Here is an 18,127-nt window from a genome sequence, read left to right on the forward strand (position 1 = left end):
GGCAGCCGGTCTGACGCCGACGGGCTGCCGGTCTGACGCCGACGGGCTCCCGGTCTGACGCCGACGGCCGACCCGGCGAAGACGACGGACACCGGGGCGCGGTGGCCGTCACTCCACCATCACGTGCCGCGCGACCGAGCGTGCGCGGCGGACATCGGAGGAAGATGTGCTGAACAGAAGAACGCGTCGCGGCCTGCTGGTCGCGGCCGGTGCCGGCCTGCTGGCCGTCGCGCTGACCGTCGGGATCATCCCCGGCCCGGCCCAGGCGGCCACCCTGTACTCGGACAACTTCGACGACGGCAACGCCGACGGATGGTCGAAGTCCGGCGGCGACTGGACGGTGGTCACCGACGGCTCGCCCGGCTACCGGCAGGGCAACGCCGGCAGCGAACTGGCCCGAGGCTTCGCCGGGGACACCGGCTGGACGAACTACCAGGTCCAGGCCCGGGTCAAACCGTTGTCCTTCAACGGCTCGAACCGCCTGGTCGCGATCGCCGCGCGGGTGAACAGCGCCACCCGGATGTACCGGCTGGCGCTGGTCAACGCGAACCGGGCCGAGTTGCAGGCGGTCAACGGCAGCTCGATCACGGTACTCGGCTCGGCGTCGCTCTCCGTCACCACCGGCAGCTGGTACACCCTGCGGCTGGTGGTCGACGGCAGCTCGATCCAGGGCTTCGTCAACGGCAGCCAGGTCGGCTCGGGCAGCAACTCGGCGCAGAGCGCCGGCCGGATCGCCCTGGTGACCGTCTACGCCAGCGCCGTCTACGACGACGTCAGCGTGGACACGGTCGGCTCGCAGCCGCCCACCAACCCGCCGACGGCCACCACCCGGCCGCCGACCGGCCAGCCGACGACACCGCCGACGACGGGTCCGACGCTGCCGCCGCAGACCGGGCTGGTCGGCTGGGCCACCCAGAACGGCGGCACCTCCGGCGGCGGCAACGCCGCGGCCACGACGGTGACCAGCGCGTCGGCGCTGACCAGCGCGGTCGGCTCCAGCAGTGCGGCGGTGATCCGGGTCTCCGGCACCATCTCCTGCTCCGGGATGCTCCGGGTCCGCTCCAACAAGACGATCGTCGGGGTCGGCTCCGGCGCCACCATCTCCGGCTGCGGCTTCACGATCAACGGCGACCGCAACGTCATCATCCGCAACCTCAACTTCCGGGGCTGGGACGACGACGCGATAAACGTCGAGACCGGGGCCACGAACGTCTGGGTGGACCACAACAGCTTCACCGACGGGTACGACGGCGCGGTCGACATCAAGCGCGGCTCGGACTTCGTCACCGTCTCCTGGAACCGGGTCTACGGCCACGACAAGTCGATGCTGCTCGGGCACAGCGACGACAACGCCAGCCAGGACGTCGGGCACCTGCGGGTGACGTACCACCACAACTGGTTCGACGGCTCCGGGACCCGGCATCCCCGGGTCCGGTTCGGCAACCCGGTGCACGTCTACAACAACTACTACTACGACAACGAGTACGGCGTCGCCTCGACGATGGGCGCCGGGGTGCTGGTCGAGGGAAACTACTTCGAGAACGTCGACGAGCCGACCCTGGTCGGGTACGCCGACTCCGACCCCGGGGCGATCGTGCAGCGGAACAACCACTTCGTCGGCTCCGGATCGCCGCAGAGCGGTGGCGGGAGTGTGGCCGGGATTCCGTACCCGTACCAGCTCGACGGCGCCAGCAGCGTGAAGTCGATCGTGACCAGCGGTGCCGGTACCGGCCGGATCGGCCTCTGACCCGGGCCGCTCCGCCGTGACCTGATCGGCCCGCCCCCGCCGGGACCTGAATCGGGGCCCGCCGACCTCGGCCGACACCGCGACGCCGGGCGGGAGGTCCGGTGGAAACGCTCGGGGCGGTCGCTTCCGACGAGAAGCGACCGCCCCGACGCGGTTTGTGCTGCTGCCGGATCAGATCCGGTTGCCGGTGACGGCGTTGAAGGCGTGGTTCCGGCCGGTACGCGGCTTCACGTAGACGGTGTCGCCCATGTTCGGCATGTGCCGGCGGTCGGTCCGCACCACGAACCGCTCCGAGGCGCCGTCGATCGCGGCGTGGCCGTACACGTTCGCGTCCGAGCCCAGGTCCTCGACCAGCTCGACGACCAGCGGCAGGCCGCCCTCGGTCTGCGAGACCAGGTCGCAGTCCTCCGGACGGAAGCCGACGGTGACCTTGCCGTTGCCGCCCTCGGCCTGGGCCGCCGCCACCTGCTCGCGGGTCAGCGGCACGGTCATCTCGGCGAAGAGGGCACCGCTCTCGGTGAGCGGCACGGTCTTGATGTTCATGGCCGGGGAGCCCATGAAGCCGGCGACGAAGACGTTGGCCGGGCTGTCGTAGAGCTCACGCGGGGTGTCGACCTGCTGGAGCACGCCGTCCAGCATGACCGCCACCCGGTGGCCCATGGTCATCGCCTCGACCTGGTCGTGCGTGACGTAGACGGTGGTGACGCCGAGCTTGGCCTGCAACGTCGCGATCTGGGTACGGGTCTGTACCCGGAGCTTGGCGTCCAGGTTGGACAGCGGCTCGTCCATCAGGAAGACCTGGGGCTCGCGGACGATCGCCCGGCCCATCGCGACCCGCTGGCGCTGACCACCGGAGAGCGCCTTCGGCTTGCGGCTGAGGTACTCCTCCAGCTGGAGCAGCGCGGCGGCTTCCTTGACCCGCCGGTCGATCTCCGACTTCGAGGTCTTGCGGAGCTTGAGCGCGAACGCCATGTTCTCGTAGACCGTCATGTGCGGGTAGAGCGCGTAGTTCTGGAAGACCATCGCGATGTCGCGGGCCTTCGGCGGCAGGTGGGTGACGTCGCGGGTGTCGATGTAGATCGAGCCGTCGTCGACGTCCTCCAGCCCGGCGAGCATCCGGAGGCTGGTGGACTTACCGCAGCCGGAGGGGCCGACCAGGACGAGGAACTCGCCGTCGCCGATCTCCAGGTCGAGGTGGTCGACCGCTGGGCGCTCGGTACCCGGGTAGATCCGGGTGGCCTTCGAGTAGGTGACCGTAGCCATGGTGTAGCGCTTCCTTCCACCGGCAGGAACGTGCCGGACGATCCGAGTGAAAGAACGACCGGCGCGGAAGCCCGCACCGGTGGCGTGGATGGCGCCCGGGTGCAGCCGTGGCCGGCCCCCGGTTGTCATCCGCGTCACGCCACGGTAAACGGGTTTTTCTCATGTGCCAAGGTGGGGCGGCATTCCTGGGACGCATCTGACGAACATTTCGGGCATCTGGGCATGGTCCACCCCGCAAGCCCTGCCGGCACTGCCCGGTGTCGGCTATCGGAATCCGCGCCGCACGTGCTAAGAGGGCATCTGTGGCTATGCTGACCACGAACATCGCGCCCCTGTAGCTCAGTTGGCCAGAGCACTCGCCTTGTAAGCGAGATGTCGCCGGTTCGAGCCCGGCCGGGGGCTCCAACTCCACGGGGCAGTCCACGACGGGAGCCCGTCCGGTCGGCCGCGCTGACAGCAGCGCTGACAGCAGGGTCGGCCATGACAGCCGCATGTCGAGCGCCTGCCGCATGGCGTCAAGGTTGGCGTGAGCGTAGACCTTGAGAGTGATCTTCACGTCGGCATGCCGGGCGATGGCCTGCACGATGTGCGGCGGGACGCCCAACTCCAGCGTGGAGGCCGACGCCGGGCAGCCCGGCGGTCTCCCGGAGCCGGGCGAATGCGTGGCTCAGGATGCTCGGCTCGATCGGGGTAACCCGCTGAAAGGGGAAGGCGAAGCCGGGTTCCTCTCAGACCTCGGCCAGGGCGACCGGCTCGGCTTGCTGGCGCTCCTGGTGTTCCAGCGGGGCGCGCCAGATCACCTTGGGTAGTGGGAGCACCGCTTCGGATTTCTCGGCCGTCGCATCCAGGATGTGGAGATGCCCGACGATTCGCTGAGCCGTCTGCTGCACCTGTAGCGCGCCCTCGTCCTCTACCCGGGGGCACGACACCGGCTGCCGGCAGCCGGCGAGAGGGGTTGAAATTTCTGTACGTCTTCAAGGCGGCCCGCAACAGGCCGCACCCGCCGCCGCCTCGGCGCGCGTCCGTCGCTCCGCTGTCGCTCCGCGCCGGCCACGCCAACGCCCGTCGGCTGGCACGGAGAGCGGGAAGCCCCGGGGCCGCCGCAGGCGATAGCGCAGAGAGTGGTTGACGGTTCTGGGCCGGCAGCCGGCCGGGGCGCGGTGGCCGTCGCGCCGCTACGCCGTAGGGCGGGTCACCGCCGGTTGTGGTGGGGATGCGGGGCCGCCCCTTCGACCTCAGGGCGCTTCGCGTCGCTATGCGACGGCCCTCCGACTTCGCCGCAACGTACGGCCTACTCGGCCGGCTCACGGAAGCCCTGCTACTCGACCGATACATGATCGAGCTCATCGCAGTCCGAAACCATCACCTCGCAACGATCTGCCAAGCCAACCGATCGACATAGACCTACCTGCCGACCACGCCAACGACAACCGAGATCACTTCTCAAGCACCCTCTGAGGCAAGATTGGTCCTCTGTAGCTATTTGTGCTGGAGGGTAAAAGATGAAAGTCCCAGTGGGGCCGGCGTCACAGCCTCGTAATCTCGCCGCTGCAATCTTCGTCGCACTAAGCGAGGAGTTCTTCGACGCTGACGGTACACCCATACCATTTTATCTTCGGACAAGCAGAACATCCAATTCGATCCCGTTGACGAGCTCCTCAGCTAGGAAGTCTTCCTTGAGACCGCAACCAAGTAACCATGTCTTCACACTGAGTCTTCAGCGATGGATCTCGAAGAACTAGTTCTGTTATCGCACGAACGGTTGGGCGAAGTCCTCCGAACTCCTCCGCCAGCTCGAACATCCAGTCGTGCAGGTCTCGCCCATCAAGGCGCTCAAGACACAACCGCAGACCCCCGTTCCCACCTGGCAGCGGAGAACTCCAATCAGCGTACTCGCCTAAACGCCAACGGTTGATGGTCTCTCGCAGTAGGACCTCGGGTGCGGAGTCACCTACGAGATAACCGATCTTTCCTGCAGATGTTTGCGCGCTCCGAGGGCGTTGATCGCCGTCAAGAACCCCAAGAATGCGAACCTGATCAGAGACACTACTAGAGACCTCGCTGACAATCCGCTTTACACCTGACTGACCACTCGCGACGGCTCTCACATCGAGATGCCGAAGAGCGTCGCGATCTAACGCCGACAGGATCGCATGGAAGAACTCAGCTGCAACTTGGTCCTCAACTAGGACTACCGCAGCGGTGCGGGGTTGGACGCCAAGGTGATTAGCTAGTTCTGAGGTTGATAATCCACAGTAGATGGATGGGGAAGGCAACGATGACACTAGGACAACGTGCTCGGCGGGAAGCTTCTGGAAGAAGCCGGGGGAGTGACTAGAGACGACTACACAGAGGTCGCGTTCGACCACGATCGAGACGATCGTATCCACCAGCTTGTCTTGGGAAAAAGCTGCGAGATGGCTTTCCGGTTCCTCGAGCAATACTACGGCTCCGGACGGAAGTTCTTGCAGCCTCCATAAAAGGTAAGCCGCGACAAGTTCCCCGCGTCCCATTTGCTGCAATGTGTATCGCTTACCCATCGACGTGACTTCAAAGTACGGAAACGGAGTGTCGTCTGCGCTGAATGCTGTAACCTCGTAGACGAGAAACTCGGAATATTCTCTGCGAAGAATATATGCGAGTGATTGGAGTTGATTGCTGTCAAAAGAGGCTGGGTCAACCCCCTCGAGCAGATCGGAAGACTGCGGGTCGGACCTGAAGTGCCTCAGCACCTCTTCGGTCTCCGCTGCAGGGTCGATGTAGAAGACGGACGATGGGAACGTCGAGTTCTTGCTCCCTGAATCAACGTAAAATTCAGCCTCGAAGGGAACGCCAGCGTGTGTTCCCGAAATCCGCAGTTCACCTAGCCACGCAGGTACACCCGGAACCGTTGACCCTTCTTGGGGTTCTAGTCCGGTAAGGCACCTCCAGGCGGCACCGAGGAGGGTCGACTTACCTGCGCCGTTTCCGCCGGACACCACGCTGATGCCCGGCGAAAATGAGAGAGTCTGGGTTAGGCCGGCTGTGGTGATGAAAGTGCCGACGGTGAGGAAAGTAGTATACTCCCGTTTTGTGAGCTTTGCAATTTGATGCCGTCGTTCTATGAATCTCAGAACCATCCCGAGTCACCCCAGCGTGCTGCCACGCTAAATGACGCTAGCTCTCGGTCGGCGTCATCACCTGTTCGGTTAATAATGCGCCAAGCGTCCTCGAGCGGCGCAAGAAAAGGCCGTCTGCCACTGAGGCCAGGCTCAGCGCGATAGAGCACCATCCAAGCGGTGAGATCGCGTAGCACTACGGACGACACATCAGCCACTCGGGCTGTCGCGCGGTCATGGAAGACGGCTAGTGGAACGTTATAGACGCTCCGGCCATGCAACCGCGCACCCCGCCAGCTTTCTACCTGATCGATGGTCTGAGACGGCGCTGGGCCTAGCTCGAAAAGGAGATCTTCCTTGATCAGCTTTGCTGCGAGGCAAAGCCAGGTGTGAACGGTAGCCTTGTTCCATTTCAGTCGGCGCTCGGTGTGGTTTAGAAGATCGAGGTTAAGGAAGTAGTCGAGCGCTTGAGTTGCGAGGCTCACAATCGGCGTAGAGAAGGGGTCCTTCTCTCTATACCGGGTCGTGATTCTCAGTGCTGTCACTTTTTCGGTGAGGCGGCCCTGTTCTAGCGTGAGTAGGAATCGGGCGAGCAGGTCATCGTACGCCATTCGCGCGTTCGAAAATCCCAGGCGCTGGGCCGTCATGCCTTTCGTTCCAGCCCACTCCACCAAGTCTTTCACTTGGTTCCTGGCGGCTCCCACGAAGGCGTTCCGCTTTTCTGCCTCGGTGAGGGTCATCGGTTGGTTCAATCGGAAGAAGAGTTCGTGAGGCTCTTCCGGTGTGTAGTCGTGAAGCTCGAAGACTCGTATCGCAAAGGACTCAAGCTCATCTTGGACACCTGTAGGGAGCTGCGCGAACCGTAACCCGTCTAGTTCTGCAAAGTCCGGGACGACGGGTTCGATAAAGCCGTCTACCGTAAATAGTCCCTGCATGAAGTCTCGGATTGCGGTGAGGCGCTGTTGCCCGTCTAGGACATCGAACTTGCCCTCGCCCTTTGCGACCAGATGTATGGGCGGCACATGCCAACGGCGAAGAATAGTATCGATTAGTCTCTGCTTCTTAGTGGTGCTCCAGACCTCGCCGCGCTGGAAGTCAGGCTGCAAGTCGATTGTCTTTCGCTCGATGCGGCGAAAGATCGTTGCGATGTCGGGATCACTCGTCTGGAATCTCAAGGTCCGCAGTCCATCCGTCCTAAGCAAGCGAGCCAAAGGAAGCCCTGCGGACATCCTTAATCAGGGCAAGCCTGATGTCTAGACGTAGCTGGCCAGTCGCTCGCCGGGAGCCAGCTCATGTCCCACAGCTGAGCCTTCGACCCTCAAACCATAGCGGCGATCGGCCCGGATCATCGGCGAAGGACTGCGACAGCAATGCTGACAGCAACACCGCCGGCCGACGGCAGACTAGGAAGCGCTGGCGCGGACGAAGCCTCGAGCGCGCAGCCATCGCTGAACGCGCGCGGCAGCAGCATACCGAGCTTGTAAGCGAGCGGTCGTGGGTTCGAGTCCGACCGTGGCTCCAAACCCTCCCACCTGCACGAACGTCGGTGAGCCCGATCGAGAGGCAAACCGAGCGACGGCTCGGCATGCACACCGTCGTGTCAGTCATTGCCGACCCGTCCCCGCAGATCCTGCGCCACCTGGCGGAGTTCGGTGGCCGACACTTGGTCGGGGTGGCACGCGCGGGCCAGGATCTCCGTGGCCTGCCCGGGGATCGGGTTGCCGGCCTGGGCGAAGTAGTCGACTGCCCAGGTGAGGAAGCGGCAGCGGCCGTCGGTGTCGCACTGCCAGCACCGGGCGCCATTGCGGTGCATGTGCAGAAATCGACGGGCGGTTAGATCCTCCAGCGTGGTCGACCAGCCGTCGAACATCGACGTCACCGGTCCGGCCCTGCCACTCGCACCCACCGCTGCCGGATGGGATCCCAGCGGTAATCCTTGACCTGGTTGATCCGGTTCCAGATCCAGCCGCGGGTACGCCACATGATCACGATTGCCTCCTCCGGGTACGCCACGGCGCTCCGGAGTACAGGTCACGGAGCGCCGCTCACTGGGCGGATATCTGGTACCGGTCCGGGCGGAGACGGGGCCATGCCCGGACCGGCGGGGCGTTTGGCCTGTTCAACCGACCGGCGCCCGTGATGCGGACGCTACGGAGAGCGAAGGGACGGTTGAACGGCGCGTAGGACGGTTTGGGAGACGTTTTGACTCTTCGAAATCGTCCCGATACCGTACCGTCGTGACGGTAAACGACAGGCTGCGGGCTGCCATGCTGAGGGCCGAATTCGACTCTGCCGCGCTTGGCCAGCGACTCGGGGTAGATAGCAAGACCATCGATCGGTGGATCGGCGGCCGGGTACCGCATCGGCGTAACCGGCTCGCCGTGGCCGAAGCGCTCGGCGAGGAGGAGGCCGCGCTCTGGCCGACGTCCCGGCCGGACCAGGCGCCCGGGTTCGCGTCAACCGGCGAGGTGGTGTCGGCGTACGCACACCGTGCCGACGTGCCCACTGACCTGTGGGTCGGACTGCTGACCGGGGCCCGGGACCAGATCGACATCCTCGGGTACGCCGCGCCGTTCGTGTTCGAGATGACGCCGCGGGTTCATGACCTGATCGCCGAGAAGTGCGCGGCCGACTGCCGAGTCCGGATCGCGCTCGCCGACCCGGACTGTGACCACGTCCAGGAGCGTGACGAGCTGGAGCAACTCGGCGGGACCCTGTCGGGCAGGATCCGGAACGCGTTCACGATGCTCGGCCGCATCGCCGATGTCGACGGCGTGCAGGTCGGCACCCACACAGTCCATCTCTACAACTCCTGGTTTCGGTTCGACAACCAGGCCATCGCCACTCCGCACCTGTTCCGGTACCGCGGCTATCAGCATCCCGCCCTGCACCTGCGTCGGCTGTCCGCCTTCGGTATCTTCGAGACCTTTGCCGAGCAGTTCCTACAGGTCTGGGAAACGGTACAGATGCGCGAGGTCAGCCGGTGAGCCGAAGGGTGGACTACTTCGACGACCCGTCGGCCCCGGCAGCTACCTCGTTGGTTCCCGGTGGTGCGGCCGTGGTTGTCGATGAACAGGGGCGGTTGCTGCTGCAACGGCGGGCGGACTCCGGGAACTGGTCACTGCCGGGCGGCACGATGGAACTCGGTGAGACGCTCGGCGCCGCCGTGGTGCGGGAGGTCCGGGAGGAGACTGGGCTCGACGTCGAGCTGACCGGCATCCTCGGGATCTACACCGACCCTCGGCACGTCATCGCGTACGCCGATGGCGAGGTGCGGCAGGAATTCGTGGTTGCGTTCACCGCCCGCCCGGTTGGCGGCAATCTGGCGGTCAGTGCCGAGTCCACCGAGGTCGCCTGGTTCGATCCGGCCGCCGTCGTCGACCTTCGCATGCACGAGTCGGTGCGGCTGCGGATCGGACACTGGTTGGACGGTGGAGGGCCGCACATCGGCTGACGGGCACCCCGTCGCCCGCCGGTTTGCCGCGGTAGGTCACTACGACGCCCGTGCCCCGGCTGGCGAGTTGCACCGCCGCACTCTGCCCGATGCCGGAGCTGGCGCCCGACGACGATTGCGATCCGCATCGTTCATCACCTGTTCGATAGTGCAGCGGAGATCCGCCGCGTGGGATTCGAGTACATCCAAATGACCATCGGGAACAGGTGGCTCAGTAGAAGGCCCCCTCTTACCTGATCCTCCCGCTGTCGGAACAGGGCTCGGGCGACGAGCCGGGCGGGCCCTACCGGGTACGGCTCTGCGGCGTCGGTGTGACGACGCAGGCGGTGATCTCCCGTGGTCCGTCCGGGGTGACCACGGTGACGGTCAGCAGGCTCGTACCGACCGGGCAGTTCGGGCCCGGCGGACCGGGCTCACCGGACGGCCCGGCCGGGCCCTCCGGACCAGCCGGCCCTTCCGGGCCGGTCGGCCCCTCTGGACCGGTCGGCCCCTCCGGGCCGGCGGCACCGGGCCCGCCGTCCGGGCCGGGCGGTCCCGGCGGTCCCGGCGCACCCGGCGCACCCGGCGCACCGGGCGGGCCGGGCGGGCCGGGGTCGCCGGGGTCGCCGTCCCGGCCGGGCAACCCCGGTGGTCCCGGTGGCCCGGCCGGCCCGGCCGGCCCGGGGGCGCCGCGCAGTTCGGCGGGGTCGACCACGCATTCCCCGCCGAGTTGGCGTACCTGCTGGCAGAGCTGTTCGGCGCCGGAGACGGCGGTCGCCGCACGGCGCTGTTCCACCGTGGCTTGCCGGTCGAGCCGGGCCCAGCCCCAGCCGGCGGCTGCCGCGATCAGCGCGGTCGCCACCACCACGATGACGAGTCGCCGCCGGATGCGCCGGTCCATCCGGCGGCGGAAGGTTTCCGTCTCCTCGGACATCGCGTCGTCTCCTCGCCGCGCCGGGGTGTCGGGCCGGCACCTTGGTCGGGCTACGCCGGGCGGTCCGGGCGGTAGCGGTTCAGCTCGCGTTCGACGATCGCGAGGGCGTCCTCGGCGGCCCGGCGCGCTCGGCGGGCTTCGTCGACGGCCTGTTGCAGCTCCTCCGCCCGATGCTCGGCGGCGTCGGTCCGGCGGGCGGCGTCGTCCGCGCGTCGCTCCGCCCGGTCGATCGCCTCCTGGTACTCCTTGCGGTCGGCCCGGTTGGCGTTCAGCAGGTACGACACGATCATGACGAGCAGGCCTCCGACGCCGACGGCACCGAGCCCGCCGGACGGGAGGAGTCGTGCCAGTTCATCCACACGCCAGCTCGCCGTACTGCCCGTTCCGGGTCGACCACGATTCCGCCGGCCGCTGCCGCACACAGGTCAGCATCGGACCTCCCGTTGCGAATAGTTCTCTGAATTGGGGCGATCCAGACTAGTACTGATATTTGTAGCGAGTCGCCGGATCGGGGGTAGATCAGTCGGCAACCCGACAGTGTCCTGTCCGGACCCGCGCCGGAGGGTGTGGTCACGGCGGACGCCGGTGGTGAACCGACGCATACCATCGGCCCGATGCCACCGGCCGGGGAGCGCGGATGACCAGGTACGTGATCGTGGGCGGCGGGATCCTCGGGCTCGCGGTGGCGCACCGGCTGCGTACCGAGCGGCCCCGGGACACCGTGGCCGTGCTGGAGAAGGAGTCCGGCTGGGCCGCACACCAGACCGGCCACAACTCCGGGGTGATCCACGCCGGGGTCTACTACCGGCCGGGCAGCCTGAAGGCGAGCCTGTGCCGGGCCGGCAGCGCCTCGATGGTGCGGTTCTGCGCGGAGCAGGGACTGCCGTACGAGGTCTGCGGCAAGCTGATCGTCGCCACCGAACCGGCCGAACTGCCCCGGCTGCACGCCCTGCACGAGCGGGCGGTCGACAACGGCCTGCCGGTGACCCTTGTCGACCCGATCGAGGCGGCCGAGTACGAGCCGCACGTCGCCGCCGTCGCCGCGCTGCGGGTCGCCTCGACCGGGATCGTCGACTTCGGCGCGGTCTGCCGGCGGCTCGCCGAACTCCTCGCCGACAGCGGCGCCGAGTTGCGGCTGCGCACCCGGGTCACCGGGATCCGGGCCCGACCCGGCGAGCTGGTGGTGCGGACCGACGCGGGCGAGGTCACCGGCGACGTACTCGTGAACTGCGCCGGGTTGCACGCCGACCGGCTCGCCCGGCTGGCCGGCATCGATCCGCCGGCCCGGATAGTGCCGTTCCGGGGCGAGTACCACGAGCTGGTCCCGCAGCGGCGGCACCTGGTCCGTGGACTGATCTATCCGGTGCCCGACCCGCAGTTCCCGTTCCTCGGCGTACACCTGACCCGCACGGTCGACCGGACCGTGCACGCCGGTCCGAACGCGGTGCTGGCCACCGCCCGGGAGGGGTACTCGTGGCGGCGGTTCGATCCGCGCGACGTCTGGGAACAGGTCGGCTACTCCGGCCTGCGGGCGCTGGCCCGCCGGCACTACCGGTACGGGCTGACCGAGATGGCCCGGTCACTGTCCCGCAGGCGCTTCGCCGCCAGCCTGGCCCGGCTGGTGCCGGAGCTGACCGGGTCCGACATCGTCCCGGCCGGCGCCGGCGTACGCGCCCAGGCGGTACGCCCGGACGGCACGTTGCTCGACGACTTCCTGATCGTCGAGGCGGACCGGCAGGTGCACGTCCTCAACGCACCGTCCCCGGCCGCGACCAGCTCGTTCGAGATCGCCCGGCACATCGTCGACCGGCTCCCGGTCGACCGCTGACCATCCTCCGCCGTCATCACGTTCCGTCACCGGATCGAGTGATGGTGATCATCGACCGCGAACGATGACACTGGCCTGGTGGAGCGCCCCGTACCCGTCGCCGTGCTGCTGGTCGGTGTCGCGTTCGGCCTGTTCGCGGGGGTCGCGTACGCGGTGGCCCGGCGGGCCTGGACGGACTACCGCAAGACCCGGGCCAGCCTGCCCGGGCTCCGCGCGACCGCGTGGACGATGACCCGGATCGCTACCAGCCGTGGTGGCATCGTCCTGTTGATCTGCCTGGCCGCCGTCGGCTGGGCCGCCGTCGGCGGCGGCGAGCGCTGAAACCCCAGGCGGCACGGCGCCGGCGGCGCCGGGCCAGCGGCCGGCTGGTGGGCGGCCGGCTGGTGGGCGGCCGGCTGGTGGGCGGCCGGCTGGTGGGCGGCCGGCTGGCGGGCGGCCGGCTGGCGGGCGGCTGGCTGGTCAGCGGCCGGTTGGGCGCCGGCCGGCCAGCAGGCCGTACCGGCGGATGGTGCGGACCGGTTCGGTGCCGGCGCCGGCCCGCCGGAGGATGTGGTTGGCGGCGAGGATGCCGGTCAGGGCGGCCCGTTCCAGCAGTGCGCTGGGCAGCTCGGTCCCGATCCCGTCACCGGCCAGGTAGAGCCGGTCCGCGTCGGTGAGCACACCGGGCCGGTCGGCCGAGCGGCCCGGCCGGAACGCCGGGGCCTGCCGCTCGACCCGGCAGCGCCTGTCGCGGACCGGCAGGTCGGCCACCTCGGGCCAGAGCCCGGCCAGCTCGGCCAGCATCCGCCGGGCCAGCTCCGGCGCGGGCACGTCCGCCGGGCAGGCGTACGCGTGCAGTTCCAGTACCGATCCGCCGGTGCGGGCGGCCCAGCGGCGGGACTCCGCCTCCAGCCGGTGGTAGAGGGTGACCGAGTCGAGGGTGGCCTGCCGGGACACCCCGCTGAACACCGCCCGGTCCGGGGCGACGTCGCCGGCCAGCCAGTACCGGGCGACCGAGTACGGCGGCCCGGTGCCGGACCGGGCCACCCGCCCGGCGAGTACCGGTGCCCGCGCGGCCAGCTCCGGCGAGCCGGCCAGCAGCGCGGCCAGGGCCGGCGGGTCCAGCGCCAGCACCACGTCCCGGGCCCGGTGCGACCCTCCGCTGGCGGTCTCCAGCCGCCAGCCGTCGCCGTCGGGCAGCACCGACGTCACCGGCTGCCCGAGCAGGATCCGGGCGCCGTGCCGGCGCAGATGCGCGGCGAGCGGCGTCCAGATCGCCGACTCGTAGTCCCGGTCCGGGGCGTCGAAGCCGAGCCCTTCCGGGTTGCCGAGGAAGTAGAAGTGGAAGTTGGCCAGCAGTTCCGCCGCCGAGAGGTCGGCCTCGTGGTTGAAGAACGAGTGCGAGAAGACCTCGAAGAGCATCGCCCGGGCCCGGTCCGGCAGCCGGAGCGCGTCGAGCAGCTCCGCGGCGCTGGTGTCGTCGAGGTCGGCGAACGTGTGCCGGGGGTGGTAGGCGAGCAGGGGCAGGGCGGCCCGGCCGTCCATCCGGCGCAGGTCGGCCAGGCGCAGGCTGGGGCTGCGGGCCAGCAGGGCGAGCAGGTTCCACGGCGGTTTCGCCGGCAGCCGGCCGAAGTCCTCCGCCGGCCAGTCGGCGTGCAGCACCGGATAGCCGGGTACCGGCCGGAGCAGCGCCAGCGCCGGGTCGATCCGGCGCAGGATCGAGCGCAGGTTGTAGTACTGCCGGAAGAAGGCGTGGAAACCGTGGTCGACCGGCGTGACCGTGCCGTCGGCCAGCGTCTCCGGCCGGGTGTCGAGCCGGCCGCCGAGCCGGGGACGCGCCTCCAGCACCGTGACCCGGACACCCCGTTCGGCGAGCACGACCGCCGCCGAGATGCCCGCGACCCCGCCACCGACGACAAGCGCCTCGGTGGGCTGCCGGACCTGCCCCGGGCCGGCCGGCTTTACTGGCCGCCGCATCAGGACTCCACGGAGGGCGGGGACGGCGGGGACTGTGGGGACGGCGGGCGGCAGCTCGGTGGGCGGTCCGAGGTGGGCCAGACGTACGGCACCTCCGGCACGTCGCCGAAGATCGGTCCATAGTGCACCGGATCCTTGCGCAGCAGCGAGGAGCGGTGACTCAGGTGCAGGTCCTCCCGGCCGATCCAGGGCGGCAGCTCACCGGCGGCGGAAAGCTCGGGCTGCCGGCGTACCCCGGTCAGGCCGCAGGCGGCGGCGAGGTCGGCGACCAGGGTGGCGGCGCAGGTGTCGGCCCGGCCGGTCGAGACCCACTCGGCGCAGATGTCGAGGCCGTACCGGACCAGTGCCTCCTCGTAGCCGGCCCACATCTTCACCGCCGGATGGTGCCGCCAGCCGTAGCCGGGGCGGACCAGGCCGCGCAGCACCTGGATCGTCTCGACCCGCTGCTTGCCCAGCCGCAACTGGTCGAGACTCCGAGCGGTCTCCCCGAAGTCCGGATACGGCAGGAAGGTCTGCATCGGGCTGAACTACCCGGGACCGGGTTCGCGACACTTCACCACGTCGTTAATTGTACGGTCTCGTCCGATTTCGGGTGGCTCCCGTGCACTGATCACAGTGACTACCATCGGCGGGCATGGCGGATCTCTGGCGTACCCGGGCCCGGCGCGCGTTCGAGACCCGGCTCCGGGACGGCCTGCGGACCAACGGTGACCACCGCCCGCACTACGTCGTCTGCGGCCAGGACGCCCTCGCCGTCCACCTCGTCAGCGAACTGCTCGGCAACGATCCGCAGGGCAGTGCCGTACGGGTGACAGTGGTCGTGCCGCACCGGCGCCGCCCGGACGGGCCGGACATCCGCGCGGTCCGGGGCATCCGGGTGGTCCAGTCGGACCGGCTCGACGAGGAGACCTTCAAGACCGCCGGGCTGGTCGGGGCGGCCGGACTGGCGCTGCTGCACCAGGACGACGTCGGCAACATCCACGCGGCGCTCTGCGCCCAGGAGGTCGAACCGGACCTGCGGGTGGTGCTGCGGATGTTCAACATGAGCCTCGGCAACGGGATCCGGCAGCTCTTCCCGAACAGCGCCGTACTCTCCGACGCCTCGATGGCCGCCCCGGCGTTCGTCGCGGCGGCGCTCGGCGAGGTGGCGCCGACGTACTTCCGGCACGGCGGTCGTACCCTCTTCGTCGCCGACCGGAGCGAGGTCCGGCCGGAGCAGGTGGTCTGCGGGCTGGCCGACACCCGCGACCCGCACCATCCGGTGGTGCTGCCGGCCGACCCGGCCGACGCCGACCTGGTGCTGGCCGAGGCGGACGGCCAGGTCGGCACCGAGCAGGCCACCCGGCGGCGGCTGCTGCGCCGGCAGCGGGGTGAACGGCGTACCCAGCACTGGCGGCGGCACCGGATCGCGGCCCTGCTCCGGGCGGTACGCTCGTTCGCCACCCGCAAGATCGGAATGGCCACCATCGCGGTACTGGCGGTGATGGTGGTCCTCGGCGCCATGCTCTCGTTCGCCGAGCACACGAGCCTCGGCAACGCGATCTACCTGACCCTGGTGACGACTATCGTCGGCGCCGACCCGGACCTCGACAAGAGCGCGGCGGCGCAGGTACTCCAGGTGGTGCTGAACCTGGCGGGGCTGGCGCTGATCCCGCTGATCACCGCCGCGGTGGTGGACGGGATCGTCAAGGCCCGGCTGGCGCTGGACGCCGGCCTGCTGCCCGGCGAACGCAGCGGACACGTCGTGGTGGTGGGCCTGGGCAACGTCGGTACCCGGGTGATGTGGCAGCTCAACGACCTCGGCGTCGAGGTGGTCGCGATCGACCAGGACCCGGAGGCCCGGGGCGCGGCGGTCGCCCGCCGGCTGAACATCCCGCTGATCATCGGCGACGCCGCCCGGGAGGAGACCCTGGACGCCGCCTCGGTCGGCACCGCCCAGGCCCTGGTGGTGGTCTCCACCGACGACGTGACGAACCTCCAGGCGGCCCTGAACGCCCGGACGCTCCGCCCCGAGCTGCGGGTGGTGCTGCGGCTCTTCGACGGCGACTTCGCGCAGCGGATCCAGAAGACCTTCCGGATCGGCGTCTCCCGCAGCGTCTCCTACCTGGCCGCGCCCTCGTTCTCGGCGGCCCTGCTGAACCGGGCGGTGATCGCGACGATCCCGGTCGCCCGGCACGCGCTGCTGGTCGCCGAGGTGCCGATCGCGCCCGGCTCGGCCCTGGTTGGGCAGCGCCTCGGGGTGGTCGGCCAGCCGGAGTGGGTCCGGGTGGTCGCGATCACCGGTGCCGGCCAGCGGCGCTCCGAGTGGTCGCCGGCCCCGGAGCAGCAGCTCCGCGCCGGGGACGTGCTCACCGTCGTCGTCCGGCGGGCCGGCCTGAACCGGCTGCTCCGGGAGGCGAGTACGCCACCGCCGCCGGCTCCGGAGTCGGGTGGGGTGCCGGCGGGTCGACCGGCCGATCCGGCGGGCTGGTCGTCGGATCCGAGCCGGCCGAGCCGGCGGACGGTACCCCGGCAGTCGGGTCAGCCGGGCCGGGCGGCCACCCGGAGCCAGCCGGGCCGGACGAACCGGCGAATCCAGCCGAACCCGTCGCCGTCCCGCGGCACGGAACCGCAGTAGGAAGTGCGGCCCCGATCCGCAGTAGGCAGTGGGCAGGTAGCGGATCAGCCGACGTCGACGCCGAGTACGGCCTGCTCGTCCGGGCGGTGCACCAGTTCGTCGGCGAGGAACGACTGCACGGCCGGGGCCAGCCCGACGTCCCGGCCGGCCCGCTCGGACAGCCGCCAGCGGTGCTCGATGACCTGCGCGAAGAGTTCCGCCGACTCGAGTTTGTTGCGCAGGTGCGCCGGCACCGCCCGGACCACCGGCTCGAAGACCTCGGTCAGCCAGCGGTGCGCGGCCTGCTGCTCGTCGGTGAGGTCGCTCTCCGCCCGGTAGGTGTCCAGGTCGTTGAGGAGCCGCCGGGCCTGGTTCTCCTCGGCGTCCAGCCCGGTCAGCCGGAGCAGCCGGCGGGTGTGGTAGCCGGCGTCGACCACCTTGGGCCGGACCAGGTAGCGCCCGCCGTCCACCACCGACATCGCCACCTCGGCGACGTCGAAGCCGAGTTCGTTGAGCCGGCGGATCCGGCCCTCGATGTCGTGCCGGGCCTCCCGCTCGACCTGCTGCTCGTAGGTGATCTCGTGCCAGAGCCGCTGGTAGCGGAGGACCACCTCCTCGCAGACCACCTCCGGGTCGATCGAGGGGTGCAGCAGGCCGGCGGCCTCCAGGTCCAGCGCCTCGCCGAAGATGTTGACCCGGGCGATCTCCAGGTCCTCGTCCCGCTGCCCGTTGGAGAGCCGGGAGTGCAGCGCGCCGGTCTCGGCGTCGACCAGGTAGGCGGCGAAGGCACCGGCGTCCCGCCGGAACAGGGTGTTGGACAGCGAGCAGTCGCCCCAGAAGAAGCCGGTCAGGTGCATCCGGACAATCAGCGCGGCGAGCGCGTCGAGCAGCCGGCTCAGCGTCTCGGGGCGCAGCGTGTGCGAGAAGAGCGCCCGGTAGGGGAGGGAGAACTGGAGGTGCCGGGTGATCAACACCGGGTCGAGGGGTTCGCCGCGCTCGTCCTGCCGGTCGGCGACGATCGCCACCGCCTCCACCGACGGGAAGTCGATCCGTTCCAGCGAGCGGAGCAGGTCGTACTCCCGCTCGGCCACCCGTTCACCGGTCTCCTTGACCGCGTAGACGGTGCCGGCGAGCCGGACGAACCGGACGATGTGCCGGGAGATTCCCTGGGGCAGCGCCACCAACTGGTCGGCGGGCCACTGCTCCAGCGGGGTCGACCAGGGAAGGTCGAGCAACGCCGGGTCGACGAGGGCCGAGGTGATCCGCACGGGT

The 18,127-nt window shown here is 69.2% G+C and carries 17 protein-coding genes and 1 tRNA gene; 7 read left to right on the plus strand and 11 right to left on the minus strand.

Annotation, left to right across the window (positions count from 1 at the left end; all coding sequences use genetic code 11):
* The first annotated feature begins 166 nt into the window (after positions 1–166).
* The gene (locus ACN28A_RS16525; RefSeq protein ID WP_421396259.1) at positions 167–1,747 is read left to right on the plus strand and encodes a right-handed parallel beta-helix repeat-containing protein; all 1,581 of its coding nucleotides are present in this window, start codon (positions 167–169) and stop codon (positions 1,745–1,747) included.
* 171 nt (positions 1,748–1,918) lie between these two features.
* Here ACN28A_RS16525 and ACN28A_RS16530 read toward each other — a convergent pair whose 3' ends face one another.
* On the minus strand, positions 1,919–3,010 hold the full coding sequence (locus ACN28A_RS16530; protein ID WP_421396261.1) for an ABC transporter ATP-binding protein: 1,092 nt from the start codon (positions 3,008–3,010) through the stop codon (positions 1,919–1,921).
* Between the two features lie 328 nt (positions 3,011–3,338).
* Here ACN28A_RS16530 and ACN28A_RS16535 point away from each other — a divergent pair.
* Positions 3,339–3,415 (plus strand) — tRNA-Thr (locus ACN28A_RS16535).
* Positions 3,416–3,738: 323 nt separating this feature from the next.
* On the opposite strand, the gene ACN28A_RS16540 is transcribed toward ACN28A_RS16535, so the two are convergent.
* The 5 genes from ACN28A_RS16540 to ACN28A_RS16560 form a co-directional block, all read right to left on the minus strand.
* A complete protein-coding gene (locus ACN28A_RS16540; RefSeq protein WP_421396262.1) occupies positions 3,739–3,900 on the minus strand; it encodes a hypothetical protein in 162 nt (53 codons plus the stop codon).
* A gap of 768 nt (positions 3,901–4,668) precedes the next feature.
* The gene (locus ACN28A_RS16545) at positions 4,669–6,129 is read right to left on the minus strand and encodes an ATP-dependent nuclease (RefSeq protein WP_421396264.1); all 1,461 of its coding nucleotides are present in this window, start codon (positions 6,127–6,129) and stop codon (positions 4,669–4,671) included.
* On the minus strand, positions 6,120–7,283 hold the full coding sequence (locus ACN28A_RS16550) for a DUF262 domain-containing protein (RefSeq protein ID WP_421396266.1): 1,164 nt from the start codon (positions 7,281–7,283) through the stop codon (positions 6,120–6,122). Before ACN28A_RS16550 ends, ACN28A_RS16545 begins: the two co-directional genes overlap by 10 nt.
* A gap of 425 nt (positions 7,284–7,708) precedes the next feature.
* Complete coding sequence (locus ACN28A_RS16555; protein WP_421396267.1) at positions 7,709–7,978, minus strand: hypothetical protein; 270 nt, start codon at positions 7,976–7,978, stop codon at positions 7,709–7,711.
* A 5-nt stretch (positions 7,979–7,983) separates the two neighbouring features.
* A complete protein-coding gene (locus ACN28A_RS16560; RefSeq protein WP_421396268.1) occupies positions 7,984–8,121 on the minus strand; it encodes a hypothetical protein in 138 nt (45 codons plus the stop codon).
* Positions 8,122–8,375: 254 nt separating this feature from the next.
* On the opposite strand from ACN28A_RS16560, the gene ACN28A_RS16565 reads away from it, so the two are divergent.
* Together ACN28A_RS16565 and ACN28A_RS16570 are read left to right on the plus strand one after the other, a co-directional pair.
* A complete protein-coding gene (locus ACN28A_RS16565) occupies positions 8,376–9,095 on the plus strand; it encodes an XRE family transcriptional regulator (protein WP_421404442.1) in 720 nt (239 codons plus the stop codon).
* The gene (locus tag ACN28A_RS16570; protein WP_421396270.1) at positions 9,092–9,562 is read left to right on the plus strand and encodes an NUDIX domain-containing protein; all 471 of its coding nucleotides are present in this window, start codon (positions 9,092–9,094) and stop codon (positions 9,560–9,562) included. The genes ACN28A_RS16565 and ACN28A_RS16570 overlap by 4 nt, the downstream gene beginning before the upstream one ends.
* Before the next feature lie 283 nt (positions 9,563–9,845).
* On the opposite strand, the gene ACN28A_RS16575 is transcribed toward ACN28A_RS16570, so the two are convergent.
* Together ACN28A_RS16575 and ACN28A_RS16580 are read right to left on the minus strand one after the other, a co-directional pair.
* Entirely contained in the window at positions 9,846–10,475 is a 630-nt protein-coding gene (locus ACN28A_RS16575; protein ID WP_421396271.1) for a hypothetical protein, read from the minus strand.
* 50 nt (positions 10,476–10,525) lie between these two features.
* Complete coding sequence (locus ACN28A_RS16580) at positions 10,526–10,834, minus strand: hypothetical protein (RefSeq protein ID WP_278065575.1); 309 nt, start codon at positions 10,832–10,834, stop codon at positions 10,526–10,528.
* 278 nt (positions 10,835–11,112) lie between these two features.
* Here ACN28A_RS16580 and lhgO point away from each other — a divergent pair, with 278 nt between their 5' ends.
* Both lhgO and ACN28A_RS16590 read left to right on the plus strand, forming a co-directional pair.
* Positions 11,113–12,303 (plus strand): L-2-hydroxyglutarate oxidase, encoded by a 1,191-nt coding sequence (gene lhgO / locus ACN28A_RS16585; protein ID WP_421396273.1) that lies wholly within the window; start codon positions 11,113–11,115, stop codon positions 12,301–12,303.
* A gap of 78 nt (positions 12,304–12,381) precedes the next feature.
* Positions 12,382–12,624: a hypothetical protein gene (locus tag ACN28A_RS16590; protein WP_421396274.1), complete on the plus strand. Its 243-nt coding sequence runs from the start codon at positions 12,382–12,384 to the stop codon at positions 12,622–12,624.
* Positions 12,625–12,762: 138 nt separating this feature from the next.
* Here ACN28A_RS16590 and ACN28A_RS16595 read toward each other — a convergent pair whose 3' ends face one another.
* Both ACN28A_RS16595 and ACN28A_RS16600 read right to left on the minus strand, forming a co-directional pair.
* Positions 12,763–14,259: a hydroxysqualene dehydroxylase gene (locus tag ACN28A_RS16595; RefSeq protein WP_421396275.1), complete on the minus strand. Its 1,497-nt coding sequence runs from the start codon at positions 14,257–14,259 to the stop codon at positions 12,763–12,765.
* On the minus strand, positions 14,259–14,777 hold the full coding sequence (locus ACN28A_RS16600; protein ID WP_421396277.1) for an MSMEG_6728 family protein: 519 nt from the start codon (positions 14,775–14,777) through the stop codon (positions 14,259–14,261). The genes ACN28A_RS16595 and ACN28A_RS16600 overlap by 1 nt, the downstream gene beginning before the upstream one ends.
* 116 nt (positions 14,778–14,893) lie before the next feature.
* Here ACN28A_RS16600 and ACN28A_RS16605 point away from each other — a divergent pair, with 116 nt between their 5' ends.
* The gene (locus ACN28A_RS16605) at positions 14,894–16,876 is read left to right on the plus strand and encodes a potassium channel family protein (RefSeq protein WP_421396278.1); all 1,983 of its coding nucleotides are present in this window, start codon (positions 14,894–14,896) and stop codon (positions 16,874–16,876) included.
* 44 nt (positions 16,877–16,920) lie between these two features.
* Here ACN28A_RS16605 and ACN28A_RS16610 read toward each other — a convergent pair whose 3' ends face one another.
* Entirely contained in the window at positions 16,921–18,123 is a 1,203-nt protein-coding gene (locus tag ACN28A_RS16610; protein WP_421396279.1) for a DUF4032 domain-containing protein, read from the minus strand.
* Positions 18,124–18,127 lie beyond the last annotated feature (4 nt).

The sequence above is a fragment of the Plantactinospora sp. WMMB782 genome (assembly GCF_049179135.1).
Classification (GTDB): domain Bacteria; phylum Actinomycetota; class Actinomycetes; order Mycobacteriales; family Micromonosporaceae; genus Plantactinospora.